Origin of the sequence: Amycolatopsis sp. CB00013, from assembly GCF_001905755.1 — a bacterium.
In the GTDB taxonomy this organism is placed as follows: domain Bacteria; phylum Actinomycetota; class Actinomycetes; order Mycobacteriales; family Pseudonocardiaceae; genus Amycolatopsis; species Amycolatopsis japonica.
This window is the reverse complement of sequence record NZ_LIWC01000008.1, coordinates 169,079-194,020: the sequence shown is the minus strand read 5'-3', so window position 1 is coordinate 194,020 and position 24,942 is coordinate 169,079. Positions and strand designations below refer to the sequence as shown.

The 24,942-nt window shown below is 69.1% G+C and carries 27 protein-coding genes; 11 read left to right on the top strand and 16 right to left on the bottom strand.

What is annotated here, in order from left to right:
• Positions 1-117: 117 nt before the first annotated feature.
• The 7 genes from AMK34_RS40575 (at position 118) to AMK34_RS40545 (ending at position 7,612) form a co-directional block, all read left to right on the top strand.
• A complete protein-coding gene (locus tag AMK34_RS40575; protein WP_038509803.1) occupies positions 118-987 on the top strand; it encodes an FAD binding domain-containing protein in 870 nt (289 codons plus the stop codon).
• Entirely contained in the window at positions 978-1,448 is a 471-nt protein-coding gene (locus AMK34_RS40570; RefSeq protein ID WP_037342278.1) for a (2Fe-2S)-binding protein, read from the top strand. Before AMK34_RS40575 ends, AMK34_RS40570 begins: the two co-directional genes overlap by 10 nt.
• Complete coding sequence (locus AMK34_RS40565) at positions 1,445-2,794, top strand: 8-oxoguanine deaminase (protein ID WP_073849080.1); 1,350 nt, start codon at positions 1,445-1,447, stop codon at positions 2,792-2,794. Before AMK34_RS40570 ends, AMK34_RS40565 begins: the two co-directional genes overlap by 4 nt.
• Positions 2,791-5,070 (top strand): xanthine dehydrogenase subunit D, encoded by a 2,280-nt coding sequence (gene pucD / locus AMK34_RS40560; RefSeq protein WP_073849079.1) that lies wholly within the window; start codon positions 2,791-2,793, stop codon positions 5,068-5,070. Before AMK34_RS40565 ends, pucD begins: the two co-directional genes overlap by 4 nt.
• Before the next feature lie 209 nt (positions 5,071-5,279).
• A complete protein-coding gene (locus tag AMK34_RS40555) occupies positions 5,280-5,774 on the top strand; it encodes a nucleoside deaminase (protein ID WP_083650148.1) in 495 nt (164 codons plus the stop codon).
• Between the two features lie 33 nt (positions 5,775-5,807).
• Positions 5,808-7,250: an NCS2 family permease gene (locus AMK34_RS40550; RefSeq protein ID WP_016336262.1), complete on the top strand. Its 1,443-nt coding sequence runs from the start codon at positions 5,808-5,810 to the stop codon at positions 7,248-7,250.
• Positions 7,241-7,612 (top strand): allophanate hydrolase-related protein, encoded by a 372-nt coding sequence (locus tag AMK34_RS40545; RefSeq protein ID WP_073849078.1) that lies wholly within the window; start codon positions 7,241-7,243, stop codon positions 7,610-7,612. The genes AMK34_RS40550 and AMK34_RS40545 overlap by 10 nt, the downstream gene beginning before the upstream one ends.
• Before the next feature lie 59 nt (positions 7,613-7,671).
• On the opposite strand, the gene AMK34_RS40540 is transcribed toward AMK34_RS40545, so the two are convergent.
• Together AMK34_RS40540 and AMK34_RS40535 are read right to left on the bottom strand one after the other, a co-directional pair.
• Positions 7,672-8,361, bottom strand: a complete 690-nt coding sequence (locus AMK34_RS40540) for a hypothetical protein (RefSeq protein WP_073849077.1) — start codon at positions 8,359-8,361, stop codon at positions 7,672-7,674.
• A gap of 102 nt (positions 8,362-8,463) precedes the next feature.
• Positions 8,464-9,039 carry a TetR/AcrR family transcriptional regulator gene (locus tag AMK34_RS40535; RefSeq protein ID WP_443111224.1) on the bottom strand — a complete coding sequence of 192 codons (576 nt, stop codon included), beginning with the start codon at positions 9,037-9,039 and terminating at the stop codon, positions 8,464-8,466.
• A 148-nt stretch (positions 9,040-9,187) separates the two neighbouring features.
• On the opposite strand from AMK34_RS40535, the gene AMK34_RS40530 reads away from it, so the two are divergent.
• Positions 9,188-10,693, top strand: a complete 1,506-nt coding sequence (locus tag AMK34_RS40530) for an alpha/beta hydrolase (protein WP_073849076.1) — start codon at positions 9,188-9,190, stop codon at positions 10,691-10,693.
• Here the strand turns inward: AMK34_RS40530 and pucL are convergent.
• From pucL to AMK34_RS40510, 4 genes are read right to left on the bottom strand one after another with little or no spacing between them, the layout of a single operon-like run.
• A complete protein-coding gene (gene pucL / locus AMK34_RS40525) occupies positions 10,690-11,568 on the bottom strand; it encodes a factor-independent urate hydroxylase (protein WP_037342290.1) in 879 nt (292 codons plus the stop codon). The two genes, AMK34_RS40530 and pucL, sit on opposite strands and share 4 nt — an antisense overlap.
• 6 nt (positions 11,569-11,574) lie before the next feature.
• Entirely contained in the window at positions 11,575-11,892 is a 318-nt protein-coding gene (uraH, locus tag AMK34_RS40520) for a hydroxyisourate hydrolase (protein ID WP_073849075.1), read from the bottom strand.
• Positions 11,889-12,380 (bottom strand): 2-oxo-4-hydroxy-4-carboxy-5-ureidoimidazoline decarboxylase, encoded by a 492-nt coding sequence (gene uraD, locus AMK34_RS40515; protein ID WP_073849074.1) that lies wholly within the window; start codon positions 12,378-12,380, stop codon positions 11,889-11,891. Before uraD ends, uraH begins: the two co-directional genes overlap by 4 nt.
• Before the next feature lie 58 nt (positions 12,381-12,438).
• Entirely contained in the window at positions 12,439-12,915 is a 477-nt protein-coding gene (locus AMK34_RS40510; RefSeq protein ID WP_038509817.1) for a helix-turn-helix domain-containing protein, read from the bottom strand.
• 105 nt (positions 12,916-13,020) lie between these two features.
• Between AMK34_RS40510 and allB the strand changes: the two genes are divergently transcribed.
• Both allB and alc read left to right on the top strand, forming a co-directional pair.
• Positions 13,021-14,349: an allantoinase AllB gene (gene allB, locus AMK34_RS40505; protein WP_073849073.1), complete on the top strand. Its 1,329-nt coding sequence runs from the start codon at positions 13,021-13,023 to the stop codon at positions 14,347-14,349.
• A 1-nt stretch (position 14,350) separates the two neighbouring features.
• Entirely contained in the window at positions 14,351-15,367 is a 1,017-nt protein-coding gene (alc, locus tag AMK34_RS40500) for an allantoicase (protein WP_073849072.1), read from the top strand.
• Here alc and AMK34_RS43345 read toward each other — a convergent pair.
• From AMK34_RS43345 to AMK34_RS43075, 8 genes are read right to left on the bottom strand one after another with little or no spacing between them, the layout of a single operon-like run.
• Positions 15,358-15,534 carry a hypothetical protein gene (locus AMK34_RS43345; RefSeq protein WP_198941853.1) on the bottom strand — a complete coding sequence of 59 codons (177 nt, stop codon included), beginning with the start codon at positions 15,532-15,534 and terminating at the stop codon, positions 15,358-15,360. The two genes, alc and AMK34_RS43345, sit on opposite strands and share 10 nt — an antisense overlap.
• A gap of 35 nt (positions 15,535-15,569) precedes the next feature.
• Positions 15,570-16,046 carry a CoA-binding protein gene (locus AMK34_RS40495; protein ID WP_038509822.1) on the bottom strand — a complete coding sequence of 159 codons (477 nt, stop codon included), beginning with the start codon at positions 16,044-16,046 and terminating at the stop codon, positions 15,570-15,572.
• Positions 16,043-17,332, bottom strand: coding sequence for an O-acetylhomoserine aminocarboxypropyltransferase/cysteine synthase family protein (locus tag AMK34_RS40490; RefSeq protein WP_073849071.1), 1,290 nt, complete (start codon positions 17,330-17,332; stop codon positions 16,043-16,045). The genes AMK34_RS40495 and AMK34_RS40490 overlap by 4 nt, the downstream gene beginning before the upstream one ends.
• Before the next feature lie 54 nt (positions 17,333-17,386).
• On the bottom strand, positions 17,387-18,568 hold the full coding sequence (locus AMK34_RS40485; protein ID WP_073849070.1) for a hypothetical protein: 1,182 nt from the start codon (positions 18,566-18,568) through the stop codon (positions 17,387-17,389).
• 24 nt (positions 18,569-18,592) lie between these two features.
• Positions 18,593-19,963 carry a hypothetical protein gene (locus AMK34_RS40480; RefSeq protein ID WP_073849185.1) on the bottom strand — a complete coding sequence of 457 codons (1,371 nt, stop codon included), beginning with the start codon at positions 19,961-19,963 and terminating at the stop codon, positions 18,593-18,595.
• Entirely contained in the window at positions 19,960-20,424 is a 465-nt protein-coding gene (locus AMK34_RS40475; RefSeq protein ID WP_038509828.1) for a hypothetical protein, read from the bottom strand. Before AMK34_RS40475 ends, AMK34_RS40480 begins: the two co-directional genes overlap by 4 nt.
• Positions 20,421-21,764: a hypothetical protein gene (locus AMK34_RS40470; protein ID WP_073849184.1), complete on the bottom strand. Its 1,344-nt coding sequence runs from the start codon at positions 21,762-21,764 to the stop codon at positions 20,421-20,423. Before AMK34_RS40470 ends, AMK34_RS40475 begins: the two co-directional genes overlap by 4 nt.
• Positions 21,748-22,560 carry a hypothetical protein gene (locus AMK34_RS43075; protein WP_073849069.1) on the bottom strand — a complete coding sequence of 271 codons (813 nt, stop codon included), beginning with the start codon at positions 22,558-22,560 and terminating at the stop codon, positions 21,748-21,750. The genes AMK34_RS40470 and AMK34_RS43075 overlap by 17 nt, the downstream gene beginning before the upstream one ends.
• Before the next feature lie 348 nt (positions 22,561-22,908).
• Between AMK34_RS43075 and AMK34_RS40460 the strand changes: the two genes are divergently transcribed.
• Positions 22,909-23,208 carry a helix-turn-helix domain-containing protein gene (locus AMK34_RS40460; RefSeq protein ID WP_228694901.1) on the top strand — a complete coding sequence of 100 codons (300 nt, stop codon included), beginning with the start codon at positions 22,909-22,911 and terminating at the stop codon, positions 23,206-23,208.
• Positions 23,209-23,416: 208 nt separating this feature from the next.
• Here the strand turns inward: AMK34_RS40460 and AMK34_RS40455 are convergent, their stop codons facing one another.
• Together AMK34_RS40455 and AMK34_RS40450 are read right to left on the bottom strand one after the other, a co-directional pair.
• On the bottom strand, positions 23,417-24,031 hold the full coding sequence (locus AMK34_RS40455; RefSeq protein WP_073849067.1) for a (2Fe-2S)-binding protein: 615 nt from the start codon (positions 24,029-24,031) through the stop codon (positions 23,417-23,419).
• Positions 24,031-24,891: a putative RNA methyltransferase gene (locus AMK34_RS40450; protein ID WP_073849066.1), complete on the bottom strand. Its 861-nt coding sequence runs from the start codon at positions 24,889-24,891 to the stop codon at positions 24,031-24,033. Before AMK34_RS40450 ends, AMK34_RS40455 begins: the two co-directional genes overlap by 1 nt.
• Between the last annotated feature and the right edge of the window lie 51 nt (positions 24,892-24,942).

Genomic DNA, 24,942 nt, shown 5'->3' with positions numbered 1-24,942 from the left:
AAAACGACCGGCGTGTGCAGGGGAGATTTCATGCTTCGGCACCGTTGCCGCCATACGGGCGCAGGGCGTCTACTGAGTCAGCCGTCACAGATCGCCGCCGAACCGAGGAGCCCGAGAGTGGATTTCCTGCGCCCCAGCTCGCTGACCGAGGCGCTCGCCGTCAAGGCCGAGCGACCCGACGCGGTGCCCATCGCGGGCGGTACGGACGTCATGGTGGAGCTCAACTTCGACCACCGCCGCCCCGGCGCGCTGCTCGACCTCAACCGCGTCACCGAACTCGCCGAGTGGACCGAGACCGACGGCAAGATCCGCCTCGGCGCCTCGGTGCCCTACGTCCGGGTGATCGCTGAGCTGGGTGAAGTTCTGCCCGCGCTGGCGATGGCTTCCCGCACCGTCGGCTCGCCCCAGATCCGCAACCGCGGCACCGTCGGCGGCAACCTCGGCGCCGCTTCGCCCGCCGGGGACACGCATCCCGTGCTGCTCGTGCTCGGCGCCGAGGTCGAGGCCGCGTCGGTGCGCGGGACCCGGCTCATCCCGGCCGAGGAGTTCTATCTCGGCGTCAAGCGCAACGCCCTCGAACCCGACGAGCTGATCACCGCGGTGCACCTGCCCGCCGAGGTCGGGCCGCAGCAGTTCGCGAAGGTCGGCACGCGTAACGCGATGGTCATCGCGGTCTGCTCGTTCGCGCTGGCGCTGCATCTCGACACCCGCGAGATCCGCGCGGCGGTCGGCTCGGCGGCGCCGACCCCGCGTCGCGCGACCGCGGCGGAGGAGTACCTCGGCACCGAACTTCCCTGGTCCACCAAGGCGTCGCTCACCGATTCCGTCAAACGCCGGTTCGGCGAGCTGGTGGCGGAGGCGGCGTCGCCGATCGACGACGTCCGCGGCAGCGCCGACTACCGCAAGCACGCGTTGTCCGTCCTGGCGCGGCGGACGCTGACCTGGGCGTGGAACGACTTCCAGAAGGGTGAACGCGAGTGCGCGTGAACGTGACGATCAACGGCGAGTCCCGCCAGGCCGACGACGTCTGGGAGGGCGAAAGCCTGCTGTACGTGCTCCGCGAGCGGCTCGGCCTCCCGGGCTCCAAGAACGCCTGTGAACAGGGCGAATGCGGTTCCTGCACGGTGTACCTCGACGACGTCCCGGTGTGTTCGTGCCTGGTCGCGGCCGGTCAGGTCGAGGGCCGCGAGGTCCGCACGGTCGAGGGGCTCGCCGAGGGCGACAAGCTCGACCGGGTCCAGCAGTCCTTTGTGGACGCGGGCGCCGTCCAATGCGGCTTCTGCACCCCCGGCCTCGTGGTGGCCGCGCACGATCTGCTCAACCGGGTCGAAAACCCCGCCGACGAGGAGATTCGCGAGGCGCTGGCGGGGAACCTCTGCCGGTGTACCGGATACGAGAAGATCCTCGACGCCGTCCGGTTGGCCGCGACCAGGGGAGAGACCGCGTGAAGATCGTCATCGAGAACGCCGCGATCGCCACCGTCGACGGCGCGGGCACCGAGCACGCCTCGGGCCACGTCGTCATCGAGAACGACCGCATCGCGGCGGTCGGTGCGGGCAAGGCGCCCGACGGCGAGTACGACGAACGCGTCGACGGCTCCGGCTGCCTGGTCACACCCGGCCTGATCAACACCCACCACCACCTCTACCAGTGGGCCACGCGCGGTCTCGCCGCCGACCACACGCTCTTCGAATGGCTGGTCGCGCTGTACCCGATCTGGGGCAGGCTCGACGCCGAGATCACGCACGCGGCGGCCACGGCCGGGCTCACCCGGCTCGCGACCACCGGCTGCACCACGGTCGCCGACCACCACTACGTCTTCCCGCGTGACGGCGGCGACCAGGTCGAAGCCCTCGCCGCCGCCAGGATCCGCGTCGGCGTACGGCTGCATGTCGTACGCGGCTCGATGGACCGCGGCGAGTCCCAGGGCGGACTGCCACCGGACAACCTCGTCGAAGAGACCGAGGCCGCGCTGCTCGGCACCGAGGCCGCGATCGACCGGTTCCACGACGACTCCGCCGGCGCGCATCTGCAGATCGCGGCCGGTCCTTGTTCACCGTTCTCGGTGAGCGAGCGGCTGATGACCGGGGCTGCGGAATTGGCGCGTCGCAAGGGAGTCCGGCTCCACACGCACCTCGCCGAGACGGTCGACGAGGAGAAGCAGTGCCTCGCCGAAGTCGGCTGCACCCCGGCCGAATACGCCGACAAACTCGGCTGGCTCGCCGACGACGTCTGGCTCGCGCATTCGATCCACCTCGCCCCGGAGGCGATCCGGCGGATGGGCGCCACCGGCACCGGCGCGGCGCATTGCCCGACGTCCAACGGGCGGATCGGCGCCGGGATCGCCCCGGTACGGCAGCTGCTCGACGCAGGGGTGCCGGTCGGGCTCGGCGCCGACGGCGCTGCGTCCAACGAATCCGGCGGCCTCGGCGAGGAACTGCATCAAGCGCTGTTGCAGGCTCGACAGCGCGGTGGACCGCGCGGGCTGACCACGCGCGAGGCGCTGTGGATGGGCACGATGGGCGGTGCGCGCTGCCTTGGCAGGCAGAAGGACCTGGGCTCGATCGAGGTCGGCAAGCTCGCCGACCTCGCGGTCTGGAACCTGAACGGCCTGAACTACGCCGGGATCACCGACCCGGTCGCCGCCTTGGTGCTCGGCACCACCCCGCCGGTCGAGCGGCTGTTCGTCGGCGGCGCGACCGTCGTCGACGGCGGCGCGCTGCGCGAGGAATCCGAAGACGAGATCGCCCGTGAGCTGGCCGTGGCCAGTGCCCGGCTGAGGGAGACGGTATGACCACCACTGAAGTCTCCAAGCAGACTGAGAACGGCGTCGGGTCGAGCCCACGGCGGCCCGACGGCACGGTCAAGGTGCGCGGCGAGTTCGCCTACTCCTCGGACCTGTGGCACGAGGACATGTTGTGGGGTGCGACGCTGCGCAGCCCGCATCCGTATGCGCGGATCACCAGTGTCGACATCACCGAAGCCCTTGCGGTGCAAGGGGTATACGCGGTGTTGACGCACGAAGACGTGCCCGGCGTGAACAAGTACGGCCTGGAGCACGCGGACCAGCCGGTGCTCGCCGTCGACGTCGTGCGCTACCAGGGCGAGCCGGTCGCGCTCGTCGCCGCGGACCATCCCGAGACCGCGCGCCGCGCGATGAAACGGATCAAGGTCTCGTACGAGGTCCTGGAACCGGTGACGGATTCCGAGAAGGCCGCCGCCGGTGAGGGCGCCGAGCTGCACCCCGGCGGGAACGTCGTGCGGTACGCCAAGATCCGCCACGGCGACCAGTCGGTGAAGGCCGACGTCGTGGTGTCCGGCGTCTACGAGGTCGGCATGCAGGACCAGGCCTTCCTCGGGCCGGAGTCGGGTATGGCGATCCCGGACACCGAAGGCGGTGTCGATCTGTACGTCGCCACGCAATGGCTCCATGTCGACCAGCAGCAGATCGTCGCCGCGCTGGGCCTGCCCAAGGACAAGGTCAGGCTGACGCTCGGCGGGGTCGGCGGGGCGTTCGGCGGCCGTGAAGACCTCTCGATCCAGGTCCACGCGTGTTTGCTGGCGCTGCACACCGGCAAGCCGGTCAAGATGGTCTACAACCGCGAGGAATCGTTCTACGGCCACGTACACCGCCACCCGGCGAAGATGTACTACGAGCACGGCGCGGACAAGGACGGCCGGCTCGTCTACGTGAAGGCGAAGCTGTACCTGGACGGTGGCGCGTACGCGTCGTCCACCGGCGCGGTGGTGGCGAACGCGGCCACGCTCGGTGTCGGTCCGTACAATGTGGACAGTGCGTCGGTCGATTGCTGGGGTGTGTACACCAACAATCCGCCGTGTGGTGCGATGCGCGGTTTCGGTGCGGTGCAGGCGGGTTTCGCGTACGAGTCCCAAATGGACAAGCTCGCCGAGGCGTGCGGCATCGACCCGGTCGACATCCGGATCCGCAACGCGATGGCCGAAGGCAGTGTCATGCCCACCGGCCAGATCGTCGACTCGGCCGCCCCGGTCGCCGAACTGCTGGAACGCCTGCGCGCCAAGCCGTTGCCCGTCGCACACGAAGAACTGGACCTGCGCAGGATGCCCGGCGGCGTCTCCAACACCACGCACGGCGAAGGTGTCGTCCGGGGTGTCGGATACGCGGTCGGCATCAAGAACATCTGCTTCTCCGAGGGTTTCGACGACTACTCGACGGCCCGCGTGCGGCTGCAGCTCGTCGGCGGCGAACCCGCGGCGACCGTGCACACCGCGGCCTGTGAGGTCGGCCAGGGCCTGGTGACGATCATGCAGCAGATCGTGCGGACCGAACTCGGCATCGAGCAGGTGACGATCCTGCCGATGGACACCAACATCGGCAACGGCGGTTCGACGTCTGCCTCGCGGCAGAGTTACGTCACCGGCGGCGCCGTACAGGCCGCTTCCGTCGCGGTGCGTTCCGGGCTGCACAAGCACTTGGCCGGCAAACTCGCCGCGGACGGGAAGCTGAACGTCGTCGCGAACAAGGTCGTCTCGGCCGACGGCAGTGTGCTCGCCGACCTCGCCGACGTCCTCGGCGACGAGGTCTTCGACGAGACCGTCGAATGGCGGCACCGTCCGACGGCGCCCATCGATCCCGAGACAGGGCAAGGGAACGCGCACGTCCAATACGGCTTCGCGGCACACCGCGCGGTCGTGGACGTCGACACCGAACTCGGCCTGATCAAGGTCGTCGCGCTCGACTGCGCGCAGGACGTCGGCAAGGCGCTGAACCCGCAGGCGGTGCTCGGCCAGATCCAGGGCGGTTCCGCGCAGGGGCTCGGGCTCGCGGTGATGGAGGAGATCCAGACCGACGGCGGGAAGATCCGCAACCCGTCGTTCACCGACTACCTGATCCCGACCGTGCTGGACATGCCGCCGATGGACATAGACGTCCTGGAACGGCCCGACCCCAACGCCCCGTATGGTCTGCGCGGGGTCGGCGAACCGCCGACGATCTCGTCCACCCCGGCGATCGTCGCGGCCATCCGCGCGGCCACCGGGCTCGCGCTGCCCCGTGTCCCGGTGCGTCCCGAACACCTCACCGGCACCTGATTGGCTGTTGGTGAACCCGCGTCCGCGATCGACGTCGGCAGGGCGCCGCCTGGTCATTAGCCTCACGATGGCGGACAAGGCGCCCTGCCACCGCGATAGCGGGGCCTTCGGCCGGGGCGGGTTCACGCGTTGGTCGGTTTTCGGATCTACCTTCAGCTCCGCCGACCGGCACCTGACAATCCGTACTTTTTCGAGCTAGGAGCACATCCGTGGGTACCCGTCTGTCCATTTCGGAGTCCGACGAGCAGAAATGGCTCGCCGAGGCCGTCCAGCTGGCCACCGCGAACGTCGGAAACGGCGGCGGCCCGTTCGGCGCGATGATCGTCCGCGACGGTTCGGTGCTGGCCACCGGGACCAACCAGGTGACCCCGACGCTGGACCCGACGGCGCACGCCGAGGTGGTCGCGATCCGCGCGGCCTGCCAGGCGATCGGCGACTACAAACTCGACGGCTGCGTCCTCGTGACCTCCTGCGAGCCTTGCCCGCTCTGCCTTTCCGCCGCGCTCTGGGCGCGTGTCGGCAAGGTCGTCTACGCTGCGGACCGCCACGACGCGGCCGAGGCGGGCTTCGACGATCGCGAGTTCTACGACCTCTTTTCCCGCCCGCGCGAGACCTGGTCACTACCCGTCGGCCAACTGTCCCTTCCGGACTCCTTCGCGCCTTTCCAGGCCTGGCTGTCGAAACCCGACAAGAAGGCTTACTAGTCTCTTCCCGCCCCACAACGTTGTGGAGTAGGCATGACCCAATTAGGTACTGAGCGTCCCCACCTGCCCTCGTCCGAGCCGAGGCGGCTGTCCGGGCTCGACCGCTGGTTCAAGATCTCCCATCGCGGCAGCACGATCGGCCGCGAGGTGCGCGGCGGGATCACCACGTTCGTCGCGATGTGTTACATCGTGTTGCTCAACCCGCTCATCCTCGGCGCGTCGGCCGACATCACCGGCGCGAAGCTGACCACCGAGGCGATCACCACCGCGACCGCGCTGGCGGCCGGCGTCACCACGATCCTGATGGGACTGGTCGGCAACGCGCCGCTGGCGCTCGCGGCGGGCCTCGGCGTGAACGGTGTCGTCGCCTTCCAGATGGCGCCCGCGATGACGTGGGCGCAGGCCTTCGGGCTCGTCGTCCTCGAAGGCTTCTGCATCGTGCTGATGGCCGTTTCCGGGGTCCGGGAACGGATCATCAACGCGATCCCGATGGCGCTCAAGGTCGCGATCACCGTCGGCATCGGGCTCTACATCGCGCTGGTCGGCCTGGTCAGCGCCGGATTCGTGACCAGGACACCGGATTCCGCGCAGTCGACGGTGCCGGTGCGGATGGGGATCGCCGGTCACCTCGAAGGCTGGCCGATCGCGATCTTCTGTCTCGGGCTGCTGCTGATGATCGTGCTCGTGAGCCGCGGGGTGCCGGGCGCGGTGCTGATCAGCATCGCGGTCGCGACCGGGCTCGCCGTGCTGGTCAACAGCGTCTTCCACGTCGAAGGCTGGGGCCTGGTCGAACCCAAGGTGCCCGACCAGGTCGTGGCGCATCCCGACTTCAGCCTCCTGGGCGACATCGATCTCTTCGGCGGATTCGGCTCGGCGGGCGCGGTGACCGCGGCGGTCTTCCTGTTCACGCTGGTGCTTTCCGGCTTCTTCGACGCGATGGGCACGATCACGTCGGTCTCGGAGGAGGCGGGCCTGGTCAAGAACGGCAAGGTCGAAGGGATGGGCCGGATCCTGCTGGTCGACGGCGCGGGCGCGCTGGCGGGCGGTGTCACCGGATCGGCGCCGAACACCGTGTTCCTCGAATCGGCGGCAGGCGTCGGCGAAGGCGCGAGGACCGGGCTGGCGAGCATCGTCACCGGCGGGTTGTTCACCGCGACCCTGTTCCTGACGCCGATCGCGGCCATCGTCCCGGCGCAGGCCGCGGCGCCCGCACTGGTGGTCATCGGCGGGATGATGATGGCGCAATGCGCGCGGATCCCTTGGCGGGACCTGGATTTCGCGATCCCGGTGTTCCTGACGATCGCGCTGATCCCGTTCACCTACTCGATCACCAACGGGATCGGCGCCGGGCTGGTCGCGTACGTGCTGATCAAGATCTGCAAGGGCAAGATCCGCGAGATCGGCTGGATCCTCGGGATCCTGGCCGCGGTGTTCGGGGTGTACTTCGGGATCGAAGGGATCATGTCGTGGTTCTGATGTTCCTCAACGGCGGCGGGATGCGTGGCGGGCCGCTGCACGAACAGCTGCAGGGCGCGCCGTTGTGCTGCGTGGCCCGTTCCGCGCCCAAGTACCACTACTTCTCCGTGGGCGACCGGTTCCCGGCGATGCACGAGGGCGGCTCCGCTTCCGTCGTGGGCGAGGTCTACGACCTGCCGCTCACGGTGCTGCGGGATCACCTGGTCCCGGCCGAACCGCCGGAATTGGAGCTGGGCGTCATCGAATTAGAGGACGGCGCGGCCTGTCTTGCCACCGTCCTGCGTTCGTCCTATGTGGACGCACTCGAACTGACCGACATCTCCTCCGTCGGCGATTGGCGCGCCTACCTCGCTTCCCGCTAGTGGTCCGTGAAGGCCTCCTTGAGGGACCCAGGGTCCCTCAAGGAGGCCTTCACGGAACGTCAGAGCACGAAGACGAGATCGCTCGCCGCGGAGTGGAACATCTCGGGCGAGCCCGCGTAGAAGGCCCGCCATACGCCGGGCTTACGGTGTTCGGCCGAACCCGCGAAGGCCCAGGTCGTGCCGTTCCAGGTGGCGTCGACCGTCGCCGCCGTGGTCCAGCGGTAGGTGCTGAACGAGAAGTACTGGAGCTCGACCGGGATCGGGTTCGCCGTGTACCGGCCGGGGAACTCGATCGTGCCGGACGCGGTCACGGCCTTGTCCGCACCGCGGCCCGCCGCGAACGACGTGATCGCCACCGGGTGGAGCACGACGATCTTCGGGGTGTCGGCGCGCGAGTTCGCGATCGACGGGTCGGTGGAGAAGAAATCGGCGTGATAGTTGCCGGTGCGGATCGGGGTCAACGTGGCGCTGTAGGCACCGGTGGCGTCGGTGACCGGCTTGGCCTGCGCCTCACCGCAGAAGCCGTTGAAGCAGAACGAGATGCCCACCTCGGCGCCCGCGATCGGCGTGGCGTCGGCCTTGGTGAGCTTCCCGGAGATCGTGACGGTCTTCCCGGCGTCGATCTTCGTGCTGCTGGTGGTCGCGGTGAGGGTGGACGGCTGCACCTCGGCGGCGGTCGCGGGTATCGCGCCCGCGGTGAGCAGCGCGGCCGCGGCGATGGTGCCGATCACGAGCTTCCTGATGATCATGGGCTCCCCAAACGGATTCCGGTGTTGGCGACGGCTAGGTCGGCCGGAAGCCGTTGTCCGTTGCGGGGAAATCCCTGTGTTCAGAAGCCCGCCGTCGGTGCTTCACGCATCAGGGAGCAGCGTGCGCGCGAAGGCCACGGACGACGCCCCCGCGACCTCCAGCGCTTCGGTGTTACGCAGCGAACGGCTCAACACGAACGCCCCTTCGAGGCTGTTCACCAAAGCGATCGTGAGCCGCCGAGCGGACTCCGGCCCGAGGCCGTACTTGCCGAGCTTCTCGGCCCCGGTCTCGATCCACGCGGTGAACACGTCGGCCGTCGCGATCCGCAGCTTTTCGTTGGTGCTGGCCACCTCGAGCGCGACGGTGGCGATGGGGCACGCGTCGGCGTAGTCGGTCGCCTTCAGCGTCTCGGCGGCGCTGGCGAAGCAGGCCTCGATACCGTGGATCAGGTCCGGCTCGTCGGCGAAGAAGATCTCGAACAGCGCGAGGTACATCATCCCCGAAGTGCGGATGACCTCCTCGCCGAGCTGTTCCTTGCCGCCGGGGAAGAAGTGGTACAGCGAGCCGAAGGGCGCGTTCGCCGCCTCGACGATCTGCTTCACCCCGGTGCCGGTGTACCCGTTGCGCCGGAGCAGCTCGGCGCCGGCGTTCACGATGCGTTCCCGCGTTCCAGTCACGCTCTCCATGATAGAGCGTTCTATCTAGTTCCGGTGGTCCCTTCGACCTTGGTTCACCTTCCGGCGCTACCTGCGGTCGATGTTCGCGTGGTGTGCCCGGCCCTAGCGTCTGGAGCCGTTGGGAATCCAAGGAAGAAGGGGGAAGAACATGAAACGGCTCTTGGCCGTCGGGTTGCTCCCGGTGATCGTGGGCGGGTTGCTCGCCGGAGCCGGCACGGCTTCGGCGGGCGTCCCGGCGCACTACACCGGCCAGAAACTGGATTGGCATCCCTGCGCGGCGGAGGAACTGGTCACGTTGCCGCCGGGCACCGATATCGGCGGGCTCGAATGCGCGACGTTCCGCACTCCCCGCGACTGGGATCGCGCGGACGAGCGGCAGGACCTGACCATCGCGGTCAGCAGGCTGAGGTCCACCGGGCCGTCGACCGCCTCGGTGCTCACCAATCCGGGTGGGCCGGGCGGTCCCGGGCGCTGGTTCCCGGTGACCTTCCGCGGGCAGGAGAAACTGCGCGAACACCAGGACATCATCGGGATCGACGTGCGGGGGGCCGGTAAGAGCACCAACGTCACCTGCCGGGGCGCGGCCGACCTCATCCGGCAGCTGGATCCGCGCGACCGTGACCCGCGCAATCTGAACCAGATCCTGGCCAACGCCGAACACGTGGCCAGGTCCTGTCAGAGCGCCGGCGGCGAACTCGGCCCGCTGATCACCACCCACCAGACGATCAGGGACTTCGACCTGCTCCGGACGCTGCTCGGCCGGGAGAAGATCAACTGGGTCGGCTACTCGGGCGGCACCTGGCTGGGAGCGCACTACGCGCAGCAATTCCCGCAGCGGACCGGGCGATTCGTACTGGACTCCTCGACGGAGTTCACCACGGACTGGCAGAAGACGTTCGACCGGCAGCCGGTCGGTTTCGAACGGCGCTGGCGGCAGGACTTCCTGCCGTGGATGGCGCGGTACGACGCCAAGTACCACTTCGGCACCAACGGCGAAGAGGTCCGGCAGACCTACGAGCGGGTCCGCTACGCCTTGTCCCGCAACCCGATGGACGGGAACGGGCCGATGGAACTCGACACCGCCATCATCTACATGCTCTACAAGAAGGCGACCTTCCCGGCGCTGGCCGAACTGCTGGTCAAGGTCCGGGACGCGATGGAGAACCCGCAGGCGAAGGCTGAGGCCAAGGCCGCCGTCGAGGCCGCGGGTGACCACCCCGACGCGCAGGACGCCACGTTCTGGAACACCCTCTGCGGGGAAGGGCGTTTCACCGGCACCCGCGAGTCGCTGATCCGCGCTTCGCAGCGGAATCTGGACCGCGGTCTGCTCCTGGCGGGTGGCGGCACGTTGAACGCGTCGGTCTGCCTGTTCTGGGACAAGGAGCCGCGTCCGCTGCCGAAAATGGACGGCAAGGGGGTCCCGCCGGTGCTGATCGTGCATTCCGAGCACGACCCGGCCACGGCGATCGAGGGAGCCAGGAAGGCGCACGCGGGGTTCGCGAACTCGCGCATGCTGACCGTGACCGGTGAGGGCGACCACGGGCTCTACGCGGACGGGAACCCCAAGGTGGACGAGATCGTGGACGCCTACCTGGTCGACGGGGTCGTCCCCGCCGACCAGAGCGTCCCCGGTATGCCGCTGCCGGTGCCTTAGAAGGCGGCGAGGGTGTGCCAGGCCAGGCCCGCGTCCTCGGCGTCGTCGCGGAGGACGACACCCTCGATCAGGCCGTACGGGCGGTCGGCGGCGTAGAAGACCTCGTTGTCGTTCTTCAGCCCGAAGGGTGACAGGTCCACCAGGAAGTGGTGCTTGTTCGGCAGTGAGAGCCGGACTTCGGCGACCTCTTCGCGTTCCTTGAGCACAGCCTCTCCCATGGCGTACAGCGTCTGCTGCAGGGAGAGGCTGTGCTTGTCCGCGAAGGTCTCCAGCAGGATCCGCCGGACCTCCGCGTGGCTCGTGGCCCAGTCGATCCCGTCGCCCTGGTAGCGCCAGCGCGCGGTGACGGCGGTGGCGAGGATCCGGTCGTTCGTCTCGGCCAGCGTCGTGTACTCGTCGCGCGGGAAGCCGTGGAACTCCGAACCGGTCGACTTGAGCACCACGAGATCGTCCAAACCGGACACGACCCAGGCCTGGTCACCCTGGACGGTCACGGCGGTCGTCCGCTTTTCGCTGCCCGCCTGGGAGAACGCGTGATCGTGGCCGGAGATGCGGTTCCAGCCGTGTTCGTCGATCAGGATCCGGGCGCCGGTGATGTGCTCGAACGAGCCGACGAAATGGCGTCCGAGCCGCAGCGCGAAGTCCTCGATCTCGCCGACCGGGGCTTCCTTGGCGAAGGCGTAGACGGTGTTCTTCTGGGTGTCGGTCGCTACGACGTCGGCGTTGTCGCCGGTGAGGTGCGTCGCCGCGAGGTCGCCGCGAAGCGACGTCGAAACGGTGAGGTCCTTGAGGTGGTGGACGGTGCCTTCGCGCTGAACGGTGACGAGCCGGACTTCGGCCTTGCCGTACTGGTTGGGGCCCAGGGTGATGGCCACGGGCGATCAGCTCCCTCGATAGGTGGAATAGGCGAACGGGCTCAGCAGCAACGGCACGTGGTGGTGCTCGGTCCCGTCAGCGATGCGGAAGGTCAAGGTGACTTCGGGGAAGAAGGAGTCCGGGCCGAGGTAGGCGCCGGTGTCGAAGACCAGCCGGTACACCCCGGGTTCGAGGCTGTCCGGGCCGAGGTCGCGGATCCGGCCGTCGGCGTCGGTCCGGCCTTCGGCGACGGGATCGCCCGCGCCGGTTTCGAGCCGGACGCCGACGTCCGCGGCGGGTCGTCCCGCGGCGGTGTCGAGGATGTGCGTGGTCACGAGGCTCATGCCGTCACCGCCTTCTCCAGCCGCAACGCGGCGATCTTGGCCAGCTCTTGACCGGCCACTTCGAGTTCCTTCTCAGGGTCGTTCGAAAGCCTCGAACGGAGGTTTTCCAGCAGTTCGGCGCCGCTCCGGCCGCTCGCGCAGACCAGGAAGACGTGCCCGAACGTCGCTTCGTATTCGGCGTTGGCCGCGGCGAACTCGCGCGCCGCGTCACCGTCCACTCCGGACTGTTCGGAGCGCGACCAGCCCGCTTCAGTGCTCTTGCCGCCCGCTTTCTCCCCGATCCGGGGATGGGCCGCCATGGCGCGCCGGACCTCTTCGGGGCGCAACGGGGTGAGCGCCTCGGACGCGGCGAGCAGCGCGGCGAGGTCGGCGTACGGGCGCCTGGCCAGCAGGGTTTCCACCCAGCGCGGGACGTCGAGGCAGGCGGTCAGCGCCGGCCGGACGTCCTGTGCGGGAGCCTCGTTGAACTCTCGAATGGTGAGCGGCACGGGAACTGACGGTACGGCGACGATTCCGTCGCCGTCAACATTTTGTTGAAACGGCTCTTCAGTCTTGGTCTCGGTTGAGGTAGTTGTAGACCGTGAACCTCGTGACCCCCAGTGCCTCCGCGACGGTCGACACCGACTTGCGGAGGCCGAACGCGCCGCGTTCCTTGAGCAGCCGCACCGCGCGCTGCTTGGCGGCGCGGTCGAGGGTGTCGAGTTTCCCGCCGAGTTCGCGTTCGACGTCGCCGATGAGGCGGGCGAGGGCGCTGTGCAGTTCGACGGCGGGTTCGGCAGTGTCATCGCCGACCTGGCGGAGCTGGAGGGTGACGCGCGTGGCGCCGCCGTCCAGTGCTGCCCTGGCGATGGCGGGAAGCGCGTCGAGGAGGGTGTCGGCGTCGCCGCGGACGAGGGTGCCGAGCGGGCCGAAGTCGGCGGACAGGCCCGCGCCTTCCGCGGTGTCGCGGGCTTTGACGGCGTGTTCGGGTGGCGGACCCTCGCCGTGGAACGGTTCGCTGGTGAACTCGGCTTCTAACTGCACCAAGCGAAGGTAGCGCCGCTTGGGCTCGTTGACGAGCAGGGTGGCCGGAGTTAATGTCGGAGTGCGAAACCTCGATTCCACTGAGTGGAAGTTGGAGGCTTTTTGATGGACTTGGTGATCAAAGCCGCCCGAGCCGTGACGGCCGCCGGAGAGGTACCCGCGACCATCGGTGTCGATGGCGGCCGCATCGTCGCGGTGGAGCCCGCCGGAGCCGATCTGGACGGCGATCGGGTACTCGAACTCGGCGATGACGTCGTGCTGCTGCCCGGGCTCGTCGATACCCACGTGCACGTCAACGACCCGGGCCGCACCGAATGGGAGGGTTTCGCCTCGGCGACCCGCGCGGCCGCGGCGGGCGGGGTCACCACGATCGTGGACATGCCGCTGAACAGCCTGCCGCCGACGGTCGACGTCGCGTCGCTGGAGGTGAAGCGCAAGACCGCCGAGGGGCGCGTGCACGTCGACGTCGGGTTCTGGGGCGGCGCGATCCCCGGCAATCTCGCGGAGCTGCGCGGTCTGCACGAGGCGGGCGTCTTCGGCTTCAAGTCCTTCCTGCTGCATTCCGGCGTCGACGAGTTCCCGCCGCTGGACGCGCGCGGGCTCGAAGAGGCGATGACCGAACTGCGGACCTTCGACGGCATGATCATCGTGCACGCGGAGGACTCCGACGCGATCGATCACGCGCCCGACCCGCACGGCGAGAAATACGAAGACTTCCTGCACTCGCGGCCGCGTGGCGCGGAGAACGTGGCGATCGCGCAGGTGATCGAGCTGGCGAGGAAGACGGGCGTCCGCGCGCACATCCTGCACCTGTCGTCCTCGGACGCGCTGCCGATGGTCGAGAGCGCGCGGCGCGACGGCGTCCGGCTGACCGCCGAGACCTGCCCGCACTACCTGAGTTTCACCGCGGAGGAGATCGGCGACGGCGCCACGCAGTTCAAATGCTGCCCGCCGATCCGCGAGGCCGGGAACCGCGAACTGCTGTGGAAGGGCCTCGCGGACGGTGTCATCGACTGCGTGGTGACCGACCATTCGCCGTGCACGCCGGAGCTGAAACGCTTCGACAGCGGCGATTTCGGGCTCGCCTGGGGCGGGATCGCCGGCCTGCAGCTCGGCCTGCCCGCCGTCTGGACCCAGGCGCGGCAGCGGGGGTTCGCGCTCACCGACGTCGTCCGTTGGATGGCCGAACATCCGGCCGCGCAGGCGGGGATGCGCCGCAAGGGGCACCTCGCACCGGGCTACGACGCCGACTTCAGTGTGTTCGCACCCGACGAGGCTTTCGTCGTCGACGTCGCGAAATTGAAGCACCGCAACCCGGTCAGCGCCTACCACGGACGGCCGCTGGCCGGTGTCGTCCGGAGCACGTGGTTGCGGGGCGAGGAGATCACCGGTGAAGACCCGGCAGGCGTTCTGCTGACCCGGGGTGATTGCTGAGATGGAGGATGCCGTGAACGACCGTCCTGAGTGGACAGCCCTGCCCGATCTGGCTTCGCGCAAGTTCGGCGGGACCGTGATGTGGGCGACGGACGAGTTGTTCGCCGAGAAGGAGAACCTGGTCAATCCCTGGGTGCCCGCGCATCAGACGGAGACCTTCGGCCCCAAGGGGCAGGTCTACGACGGCTGGGAGACCCGGCGGCACCGCGAGCCCGGCGACGACCAGGCGGTGATCCGGCTGGGCCTGGCGGGCGCGATCACCGGCGTCATCGTGGACACCGCGTTCTTCAAGGGCAACTACCCGCCGTTCGTCTCGGTCGAAGCGTGCGCCGTCGGCGGCTATCCCAGCGCGGCCGAAGTCGCCGAAGCGGACTGGGACATGCTGGTGAAACGCGGCGCGGCGGCGGGACACACGGAGAACTTCTTCGAGATCGGCGGGAGCAAGCGCTACACGCACGTCCGGCTGACCATGCATCCGGACGGCGGCGTGGCCCGGCTGCGGGTGCACGGCACGCCGATCCCGGATCCGCGTCTGCTCGACCTCGGCGCGCTCGACCTCGCCGCGCTGGAGAACGGCGCGGTGGTCACCGGGTGCAGCAACATGTTCTATTCCTCGCCCAACAACCTCTTCTCGCCGGGACTCGCCGCGCATCAGGCCGAGGGCTGGGAGACCGCGCGGCGCCGGGACGACGGGAACGACTGGGTCACGGTGCGCCTCGCCGGCGCGGGCGTCGTCCGGTTCGCCGAGTTCGACAACAGCAACCTCAAGGGCAACGCACCGGGCTGGGCCGCGCTGAGCGGCCGGGACGGCGACGGCGAATGGGTCGAGCTGCTGCCCAAGACGCGGTTGCAGCCGGACACGCGGCACCGGTTCGCCCTCGCCGAGGGCCCCGAGGTGACCGAAGTCCGTCTCGACATCTATCCCGACGGCGGGATGGCGCGCCTACGTCTCTTCGGCGCGCTTTCGGAGCGTGGCCGCGCCGACGTCGCGTCGCGTTTCGAGGCGGCTCAGGGCTGAGCACCGGGCCGGTTCAGGTACGCGGAGAACAGCGAAAGGACGATACCGACCGAGAAGATCGCGGTGAGCCACCAAGCGCCGCCGATGGACAGGTTCCACACCAGGGCACCCGCCATGAGCAGTGCCATGACGATGTTCCTGAGCTGCAGCGGCGTCGGTTTGGCCATGCCGCCACCCTCTCACGGGCCCGGGCGGGCCCTGGTCAGGGGGCGGACTGGCGACGTGAGCTGATCACGCCGGTGTTGAACCCGGCGAGGTGGAGCCCACCGGCGAACCGGGCGTGCTCGATCTTCACGCAGCGGTTCATCACCACGTCCAGCCCCGCCTCCTTGGCGAGGTCGGCGACGGGCTCGTGCCACAGGCCCAGCTGAAGCCAGAGCGTGCGCGCTCCGGCCTCGACGACCTCCTCGGCCACGCCGGGGAGGTCGTCGTGCTTGCGGAACACACTGACCAGGTCGGTCTCGCCGGGCACGTCGGCCAGTGACGGGTACACCGGCCGTCCGAGGAGTTCGTCCAGCCTCGGGTTCACGAAGTTGACCTCGTACTTGCTGGAGGACAGCAGGTACGTCGCGACGAAGTAGCTCGGCCGCGCGGGATTGTTCGAAGCGCCGACGATGGTCACCGACCTCGTCCGCGAGAGGATGCGGCGCCGCTCGACCGCGCCGGCGTCGTAGGTCATCCCGCCACCGCCTTGCCGAGCGCCTGATCGAGATCCCACAGGATGTCGTCGACGTCCTCCAGCCCGACCGACAGGCGGATCAGGTCCGCACCCACCCCGGCCGAACGCAGCTGATCTTCGGAGAGCTGCTGGTGGGTGGTGGACGCCGGATGGATGACCAGCGTCCGCGCGTCCCCGACGTTCGCCAGATGCGACAGCAGCTCGACCGAGTTCACGAACGTCTCCCCGGCCGTGCGGCCGCCGTCGACGCCGAAGGAGAACACGGCGCCAGGCCCGGCGGGCAGGTACTTCTTCGCGCGGTCGTGGTGCGGGTGATCCGGCAGGCCCGCGTAGTTCACCCACGCCACCCGGCTGTCGGTCGCGAGGTACTCCGCGACGGCTCGCGCGTTGGCGACGTGGGCGTCCATCCGCTGCGGCAGCGTCTCGACCCCTTGCAGCAGGAGGAAGGCCGAGTGCGGCGAGAGGACGGCGCCGATGTCGCGCAACTGCTCGGCGCGAAGCCGGGTGCAGAAGGCGTACTCGCCGAAGTTCTCCCAGTACTTCAGGCCGCCGTAGCTCTCGACGGTCTCGGTCATCCGCGGGAACTTCCCGTTGCCCCAGTCGAACTTCCCGGACTCGACGACCACCCCGCCCAGGGTGGTCCCGTGCCCGCCGAGGAACTTCGTCGCCGAATGCAGCACGATGTCCGCGCCGTGCTCGATCGGGCGGCACAGGTACGGCGTCGCCAAGGTGGCGTCGACGACCAGCGGGATGTCGTGTGCGTGCGCGAGTTCGGCCAGCCCGGCGATGTCGGCGATCCCGCCGCCGGGATTGCCGATGACCTCCGTGAAGATCAGCTTCGTCCGGTCGGTGATGGCGGCCGCGTAGTCCTCGATGCGGTCTCCGCTGACGAAGGTCGTCTCGATCCCGAAGCGGCGCAGCGTCCCGGTGAGTTGCGTGACCGTGCCGCCGTAGAGCCCGCCCGCCGAGACGATGTGGTCGCCCGCCTCGGCGAGGGCGGAGAACGTCAGGAACTCCGCCGCCTGGCCACTACTGGTCGCGACCCCGCCGATCGCGCCTTCGAGGCTGGCCAAGCGTTCCTCGAAGGCCGCGACCGTCGGGTTGCCGATGCGGCTGTAGATGTTGCCGTACTTCTGCAGCGCGAACAGGTTCGCCGCGTCGGCCGCGTCCTCGAAGACGAAGCTCGTGGTCTGGTAGATGGGCACGGCGCGGGCGCCGGTCGCCGGATCGGGCGTCCCGCCCGCGTGCAGGGCGCGGGTGCGGAAGCCCCAGGTGCGTTCACTCATCGCGCCCGACGCTACCTCGCGTCCCACTCCGTGACCATCGTTCCCAGCACGTGGCTACTTGCGGTCCAGGGTGATCACGGTGCCGGGACGGTGACCGTTCCGGCGCGGGGTGACCGGACGCGGTTCACGGGAGACCGCGACCCCGGCGGGCCGCTGCCGATCGATCGGCAGGACCTCTCGCGAGTTCGTCCGGTCGGCCAGCCGCAGGGACTGGGCCGAGGTCAGCCACTCCTCGGCGGGCTCCGCGATTTCGAGCAGCAGCGCCTCGAATTCCGACCGGGTGGTCTCGAGGATGTGCGGCGCCGCGAGCCAGCGCAGCACCTGACGTCCGGTGACCGCCATCCGCTGGCGCGGCGAGGACACCAGCCGCTGGTCGAAGTAGCGGATCAGCACCTCGTCCACGGTGTCCCACGCGTTGGCCGCGCCGAACAGGTCCAGCACGTCCTCCGAACCGAGGATCTTGAACGCCTCGGTCAGCAGTTGCATGACTTCGACCCGCAGGACGTTCAGGTGACCGTACGAGGTGAACTTCAGGTTGTTCCGCAGGTCGAGACCGCTGCGCCGGACGACCGCCACACTGCCGAAACTCGGGTCGTACGCGCGTTCGCGGACGACGTCGGAGATCCGCTTGTCCCGCCAGAACAAGGCGACCTGGTTGCTGAACTGGGTGAACAGCTGGTGGAAATCGGTGTTCGGCCGCGAGTTCGCCGAGCCGAGCCCTTTGCCGTAGCCGAGGACGCGCCGGTACGCGCTGACGCGATCCCGCCTGGTGTAGCGCAGGACGTCCCGCCGGTCGAACCGGTACAGCCCGAACGCGCCGGGGCCGTCCGAAAGCCGGATGGCGCCGCCCTGGAACAGCTCCTGCAGTTTCTGCACCACGCGGAACACGCCGATCCGTTCGTGCTGGTACAGGTAGTACAGATCGCCGACCGCGATGACCCGTTCCGAGGCGACGGTCTCGTCGTAGGCGTCGACACCCGGTGGCATCGCCGTCGCGCCGAGGTCCGCGGCCGAACCGTCGCCGAGCCCGACGAGCTGCGCGATCCCGCCGTCCGCCGGGCCCGGCTTGCCCCGCTGTTCCGCCTCGACGGCGGTGAGCATGTCGTCCAGCTGTTTGAGGACCGCGTCGCCGAGTTTCGGATCGCTGCCCAGTTCGTTCGCGAGCTTCCCGGCGACCTGGCCGCGCAAGGCCGCGACCCGGTCGAAGAGTTCCCGGTATTCCTTTTCCGTGCCCATCGTCTTCCTCCCGTACGGGTCCGGCTACTGCCCGGGCCGCTTGCGCGTGGTCCGGGGTTTCGGCGGTTCCTCCGCCTCGGGTGGTGTCTGGCCTTCTCCGGCGCCGTGCCCCTCGCGGAGTTCGGCGACCGAGGGCACCGCCGGCGTCCGGCCGGGCGGCGGCGTGAGCTGCGGGGTGGGCGGCGCGGGCGGATTCGGGTCGGACGACGACGGCGAGCCGTCCCGCCCGATCGGCTCGGCGATCCGGACGACCTCCTGGAGATGGTCGTCGAGTTCGTCGATGGCGCGCTGCACACGGGAGCTGAAGAAACCCGGGGGAAGCGACGCGCGGAAGTTGCCCGGCACGTCGCCGTTGGGACCGCCGGTGCTCTGCCGGGGAAGGTTCGCCACGATCCGCTGCAGCCGTTTCGCGATCTGCAGGAACGACGTGCCGACGCCTTCCTTGCCCGCCGACTCGATCAGCTTGCCGCCCTCGAAGGTGGCGAACTCGCGGATCCAGCGAAGCAGCCCGCCGAGCGACATGGTCCCGCCCTGTGGATCGGGGACGCGGAGCACTTCGAGGTCTTCCTGCTGGACGAACACCGACCGCAGCATCGCGACCACCTCGTCGACCTGCGACGCGGTCGCGGACAGCAGCCGGGAAAGAGCGACCACGGCGGGACCGAAGAACGGCTGGCCGCCGGCCGGTTGCGAGAACGGGTCGATCTTGTCGCGTGCGTCCTGCCAGCCCCTGAACAACGAGACCACCCAATCCGTCAGCGTGATGAAGGAGGTCTGGATCCGTTCCTCTTCGATCGTGTTGACCTTGCCCGAGACCAGGCCGAACTCGTCCCGCAGCTGGCCGAGGTGTCCTTGTGTACGGTCCCCGGCGCCGACCGCGAGGCCGCCGTTGCCGAGCAGCAGCAGGAAGAGCTGATCGACCCGCGCCACGCGGATCAGCGGGCTCTCCAGCTCCTGCCGGATCTGTTCGAGGTCGTGCCGGACGAGCGCGCGGAAACCCTCCGCGTTCTCGGGATCCGCGTCCGTCCTCAGTGGACGGAGCGAATCGAGCAGCGCCAGCGAATCCTTCACCGCGCTCCTGGCCCTCGCCGCGAGCGAGGCCTGGCCGCCGGTGACGGCGCCGAGGTCGGCCTGGATCGCGTATCCGCGCGGAGTCCATCTCGCCTCGGTGCGGCCTTGGACCTCGTTCAGTTCGAAACTGCCGGTCAGCGCGGCCACGAATCCTTTGGTGTCGCCTTCGCGCCACTTCCAGCCGAGCATGTCGCTGATCGTCTGTTCGGCGAGTTTGCCGGGGGCCGCCGCCTGCGGTGGGTACTGCCCGGTCGACAGCGGATACGCGCTGTCGATGTCCTGTGCGCGCGGCAACGTCGCGCCGCGGTCGTCGTTGATCGTCATCGGGTCGCCCCACATCCCTTGAATTCGGCCAGTTCCACTGCTTCACGCCAGCACCGCACCATCACGTCCTCCGCCGAGGACAAGGCGGCGGCGCACTGGTCCACCCCGGCGTGGAAGCTCTTCGCCCAGCCCCGCCATTCCTGTTCCCGTCCGTGCACCGCGCGCAGCAGTCCGGAGACCGCGTGATGCGAACGGCACTGCCCGTCCACGCGCCGCCGCAGGTTCAGCAGCGACGACGCCGTGGTGTGCAACGACTCCGCGCTCACCGGCCCCTGTGTCGCGCGCGTGGCCGCCTCGACCTCTCCGGTGCCGTCGAGGACGACCTCGGCGAGATGATCCGCCGCGGCCAGCCCGACGCCGGCGGGCCGGTCTTCGGCGACGCTGATCTCCAAGGCCCGCCAGCACGCGGCCACCTGGTTCACTTCCTTGCCCAGCCGGGAGAATTCGGTGTCGAGCGTCATCTCGCCCTCCTGCCGAGCTCTTCCATGAAGAAGCCGAAAAGCCGTTTCGGCGGGGCCATCCGTTCGTCGAGCGCGAACCGGACCGCGCCGATCAGGAACCGTTCCGGCACCACGCCGGGGGAGACCCCGTCGGCCAGCCTGCCGGCGGCTTCTTCGATCATCGCTTGTTCTTTGGCTTCGAACCGCAGAACCTTCGCCAGAGGACGGTGGCCCAGCGAGGGGAACGACGTGAAGCACATCGCGTCCACCACCACGGGGATCGCCTTCTCCGCCGTCCTCAGCAGCGCCGGTGGCGCGTTCACCAGCTTCGCCCGCGGGTACAGCTTGTGCCACATCGCCGCGTACGACTCCGCGTGCCGGGTGAAACCCATGCGGCGCAACAGCTCCACCGAGATCTTCGCGCGGAGATACGGCACCGGGTGCACCGCGCGCGGGGTGAATCCCGTCGTTTCGAGTTCGGTGCGCCCGATGACGTCGAACAGCGAACCGACGACCGCCGGGCCACCCAGCAGCAGCGCGGACAGATCGGCGAACGTCTCCCGGTTCCACCTGACCCAGATGCCGGTCACCTCCCTCGGCACCCCCGCTTCGACGAGCCTCGCCGCCACCTGCAGCGGGATCGCCCTGGCGATGCCGAGGTCGTTCTGCAGGTTGTGACTCACCTCGTGCAGGACCGCGCCGAGCGTCCACGGGTTCACCAGCCGGTGGTACGGAAGCTGGATCAGCGGAAAGGGATTGAGCCGGTTCCCCAGCCGTCGCAGGGGAATCCCGCGGCGCGAGGTGGCCGGGCCGGATCCGGTGCGCAGGTAGCAGAACGGTGGCGGGGTCGGGATCGACCGCCAGCGCCCGATCCCGAGGTAGGCGTACTGATAGCAGTCGAGCGCCACCCGGTCGCACGCCACCAGCCACGGGGCGAACGCGCCTTGCCGCTGGTTGAACAGATCCAGGTAGAAGTCCCAGACCCCTTCGGTGGTCTTGACCCAGCGCTGTGCCCGGGATTTCGCCCGCAGCAGCCGGGCGAGTTCGGCGCGTTCCGGCCGTTCCACCGCCTCGTCCGCGGCACGGCGAACCGCACGGGTCGCGGAGTACAACGGCTTCCGCAAGGTCGCCATCGTCCGGTTGACCGCCGCGAGATGCGCCCGGCTCGGGCCGGTGGCCGGGTCACCGAACTCCGACCAGCGGAACGGCCGCAGCGCCTCCAGATGCCGTTCCACGTTGGTGGCCTGGGACAGCACCCAAGCCGTCAGATCGTCGTCCCCGGACGGCCTCGCCCGCCGGAACCCGGTGGACGAGGCCGATTCACCGGATGCCGCGGGCGGTGCCTCAGCGGCGGCGCGCACGGCCGCGCGCCTTGCCACGACGGGCGGCGCCCGCCCGGCCCCGGGACTGCGTCCGGCGCCCGCCGCGGGCGGCGGGACGGCGGCGGCGCTGCTGGGGACGGCCGCGGCGGCGCTGCTGCTGGTTCCGGCGGTTCGCGGGCGCGTTCTGCGCGCTGTTCACGGTGTGGCCGACCAGCCTGCGCGTGATGTACCGGGCGTTGATCGGACGGCCGTCGGCGTACCGGCGCCCGACGTCGCGTGCGGTGCGGCCGATGATCTTCGGGATGTGCCGGACGGCGCGGCGGGTCGCCGGGTTCCGCCACAGCTTGCGCCCGAGGTTGACCGCGCCGCGGATCAGCTGCGGACCGTGCTTGATGATCTTCGGCGCCGCCCATTTCGCCGCCTGGAACGCCAGCGGCGCGAGCGCGCCGAGGAAGGCCTCCGCCTCGTCCTCGGTCTCGGCGTTCTCGGCCTGGAAGGCCAGTTGCGCCATCATCTCGGCGTCGGGATAGACCCGGCGCGCCGGATGCGTGAAGTCCTCGTCCTCGGATTCCAGTTCGAACTCGTCCTCGAGTTCGCGGACGACGGCCTCGAACTCGGACTCGAATTCGTCTTCGTCCTCGTACTCGCCGTAGACCTCGTCCTCCAGCTCGTCTTCGAGCTCCCGGGCCAGGCCGCCGAGCTCGTCTTCGAACTCGTCCTCGTCCTCGAATTCGCCTTCCAGTTCGTCCTCGAGTTCGTTTTCGAACTCGGCCTCGAGTTCACGGCTCAGCTCGTCTTCCAGCTCGCCGTCCACTGCCGCATAGCCACGGCTCATAACCGTTCTCCTCTGCTCCGGTGAAAATCCGCGATCGCCGGCGCGGTGCGTCGGTGAGCACTCACCCGACACTGCCCGCGCACCCGGGGGCACCGGTAGTCACACGTTCTTGCGTGACATGAATCGACTAGTTCGTACTTGTCACACAAACCGACGATGCGCTTTTCCTGTCGGAGGGGTTTGCTAGAGAAGGAGGGAGACCTAGAGGGGGGAGGCCGGTCTATGTCCACGAGCCCGGTGATGGGATTTCCTGCTCCATCGCTACACGACGTCGCGCAGCAGCGGGCGACGGTCGTCACGGAGGACGAAGCCGTACGAAAGCTGGCGAGATCACTCGTCAGACGTGTCATGGAACTGAACGACGGGGGCGCCGTACAGCGGAAACCGCTGCTCGACGTCACCGAACACGGCGTCAGATGCCTGCTCGTTCCGGTGGCGCCGGAACCGCACGACCTGCTCAGCCCGCGCGAGCACGAGGTGGCGCGCATGGTCGGTCGCGGCTATACGAACAAGCAGATCGCCGGCGTACTGGAAATCAGCCTGAACACGGTTTCCGCGCATATGCGACGGATCTTCACCAAACTGGGGGTCGGCTCGCGGGCGGCGATGGTGGCCGCGTTGACCGGTGAGAATCTCGCCGCCGGATGAGGCGGGATTCCCACGCGTCCCATTGGCCACAGAACCGCGTCGCCGAGCCTGAACCGATCGGCCGCACTCACGTGATCGAAGGCGGAACTCGCGTGCTCAGAGGCGGAACTCGCGAGTGCGGCATTCAGTCACGCGAGTCACGTCCCCGATCACGCGAGTCACGTCTTTGCTCACGGACATTCGCCTTGTCCCGTAAAGAAACCGCGTACTAACCGAGTGCGGCGCGCAGTCGCCGGTCCCGTTCCGCAGGGGTCTGCCGGGGGCAACTGGTGCACTTCGGATTGCCGGCTTCGTAGATCAGGCAACAGGAAGCACGGCGCACCACGGTGTTCCGCCCGACCCGGGAGAACCGCGGCTCCGGCAGCCCGAGCCCGATCGCGGCAATGAGTGGTGCTGCCAGCGCGATCGCCCGTTCGGTGTCGCCGGTCCACAGCAGGCGGTTGCCGATGGAATCCGTCGCGATCGCGCCCAGCGCACGCGGATTCGCCTTGGTGACAGCCGAAATCGTGCCGATCGCGGTGCTCAGCGTTCCGGCGAACGCGGCACCGAGTTCGGCCAGGCCGCCGTCGAGGGGCCGGGAAGACCTGGCTCCGGTGAAACGGCCGTCCGGGACGAGGTCGATCGTGACGGCGTCGAGTGACGGGTCCAGGAGTTCGCCGCGGACGAGGGATTCCACCGAAGGAGCGACGAGGACGGAGGAGAGCGAGTACCACCAGATCGTGCCGAGCACTTCGGGCCGTGAGCAGCCGTAGAGCTTCGCGGCGCCGCCGATGCGGGCGCTGACCCAGGCGGCGTCGGCGAGCAGTGTCGCGGGTGCCTCCATCAGGACACCGGCCGGTACAGCGTGACACTGAACGAAGTGGTGACGTCCACCGATCCGGTGATCGCGTCGAGGCGTTCACGCCTGCCGTCGCGGTGGAGATGATGGGCGCTCGGGCCCATCTCCACCACCTGACGGATCCGGTCGGGCTCCAACGCCACCTGCTGGGTGACGTCGTGCCGGTCCACCCGGGTGAAGCGTTCGCCGAGGGTGTCCTCCAGCCGCGCGTCCTTGCTGCCGTCGACGGAGATCACCAGGTCGCCCAGTTCCCGGAGGTGACCGGGGTTCGGCGTCGCGACGACCAGCAGCCCGTCCTCGGTCAGGACGCGGTGGAACTGCGGGGCGTTGCGCGGCGCGAAGACGTTGAGGATCAGCGACGCGCTCGAGTCCGCCACAGGCCACGGCTCCCAGAGATTCCACACGGCCGCGCCCGCGCGCGTGTGCGCGCGAGCGGCCCGGCGCAAGGCGACGGCGGAGACGTCGAGCGCCAGCCCGTACGCGGCGGGGACGGCGTCGAGCACGTGCGCGAGGTAGTAGCCCGTGCCCGCGCCGGCGTCGATGACCATCCCGTCCTCGATGTGTTCCGAAGCCACCTTCGCGAGGGCGTCGGCGAGCGGCAGGTAAACGCCCGACGAGAGGAGGTCGGCACGGGCCGCGACCATCGGCGCCGTGTCCGCGGTGCCCGCCGGGATGCGCGCATGCAGAAGGTTGACGTAACCCTGCTTCGCCACGTCGAACGAGTGGCCCCGATCGCAACGCACCGTGCGCTCGGTTACCCCGACCGGGTCACCGCAGACCGAACACCGCAACGACCGGACGATCGCCGGTGGCAGAGGGTCATGGCCGGATACACGCGCGTTCATGTCCCTATTCGACCACGAGGTTTCGCAACCGGACAGAACGCACCAGGTCAC

Coding starts and splice junctions, on each gene's coding strand:
- allB (WP_073849073.1), top strand. CDS start 13,021: ATGGACTTGGTGATCAAAGCCGCCCGAGCCGTGACGGCCGCCGGAGAG.
- AMK34_RS40455 (WP_073849067.1), bottom strand. CDS start 24,031: ATGGAGGCACCCGCGACACTGCTCGCCGACGCCGCCTGGGTCAGCGCC.
- AMK34_RS40480 (WP_073849185.1), bottom strand. CDS start 19,963: ATGACGATCAACGACGACCGCGGCGCGACGTTGCCGCGCGCACAGGAC.
- AMK34_RS40550 (WP_016336262.1), top strand. CDS start 5,808: ATGACCCAATTAGGTACTGAGCGTCCCCACCTGCCCTCGTCCGAGCCG.
- AMK34_RS40540 (WP_073849077.1), bottom strand. CDS start 8,361: ATGATCATCAGGAAGCTCGTGATCGGCACCATCGCCGCGGCCGCGCTG.
- AMK34_RS43345 (WP_198941853.1), bottom strand. CDS start 15,534: ATGGCCAAACCGACGCCGCTGCAGCTCAGGAACATCGTCATGGCACTG.
- AMK34_RS40450 (WP_073849066.1), bottom strand. CDS start 24,891: ATGAACGCGCGTGTATCCGGCCATGACCCTCTGCCACCGGCGATCGTC.
- AMK34_RS40490 (WP_073849071.1), bottom strand. CDS start 17,332: ATGAGTGAACGCACCTGGGGCTTCCGCACCCGCGCCCTGCACGCGGGC.
- AMK34_RS40530 (WP_073849076.1), top strand. CDS start 9,188: ATGAAACGGCTCTTGGCCGTCGGGTTGCTCCCGGTGATCGTGGGCGGG.
- AMK34_RS43075 (WP_073849069.1), bottom strand. CDS start 22,560: ATGAGCCGTGGCTATGCGGCAGTGGACGGCGAGCTGGAAGACGAGCTG.
- AMK34_RS40460 (WP_228694901.1), top strand. CDS start 22,909: ATGGAACTGAACGACGGGGGCGCCGTACAGCGGAAACCGCTGCTCGAC.
- alc (WP_073849072.1), top strand. CDS start 14,351: ATGGAGGATGCCGTGAACGACCGTCCTGAGTGGACAGCCCTGCCCGAT.
- uraH (WP_073849075.1), bottom strand. CDS start 11,892: ATGAGCCTCGTGACCACGCACATCCTCGACACCGCCGCGGGACGACCC.
- pucD (WP_073849079.1), top strand. CDS start 2,791: ATGACCACCACTGAAGTCTCCAAGCAGACTGAGAACGGCGTCGGGTCG.
- AMK34_RS40495 (WP_038509822.1), bottom strand. CDS start 16,046: ATGACCTACGACGCCGGCGCGGTCGAGCGGCGCCGCATCCTCTCGCGG.
- AMK34_RS40475 (WP_038509828.1), bottom strand. CDS start 20,424: ATGACGCTCGACACCGAATTCTCCCGGCTGGGCAAGGAAGTGAACCAG.
- AMK34_RS40485 (WP_073849070.1), bottom strand. CDS start 18,568: ATGGGCACGGAAAAGGAATACCGGGAACTCTTCGACCGGGTCGCGGCC.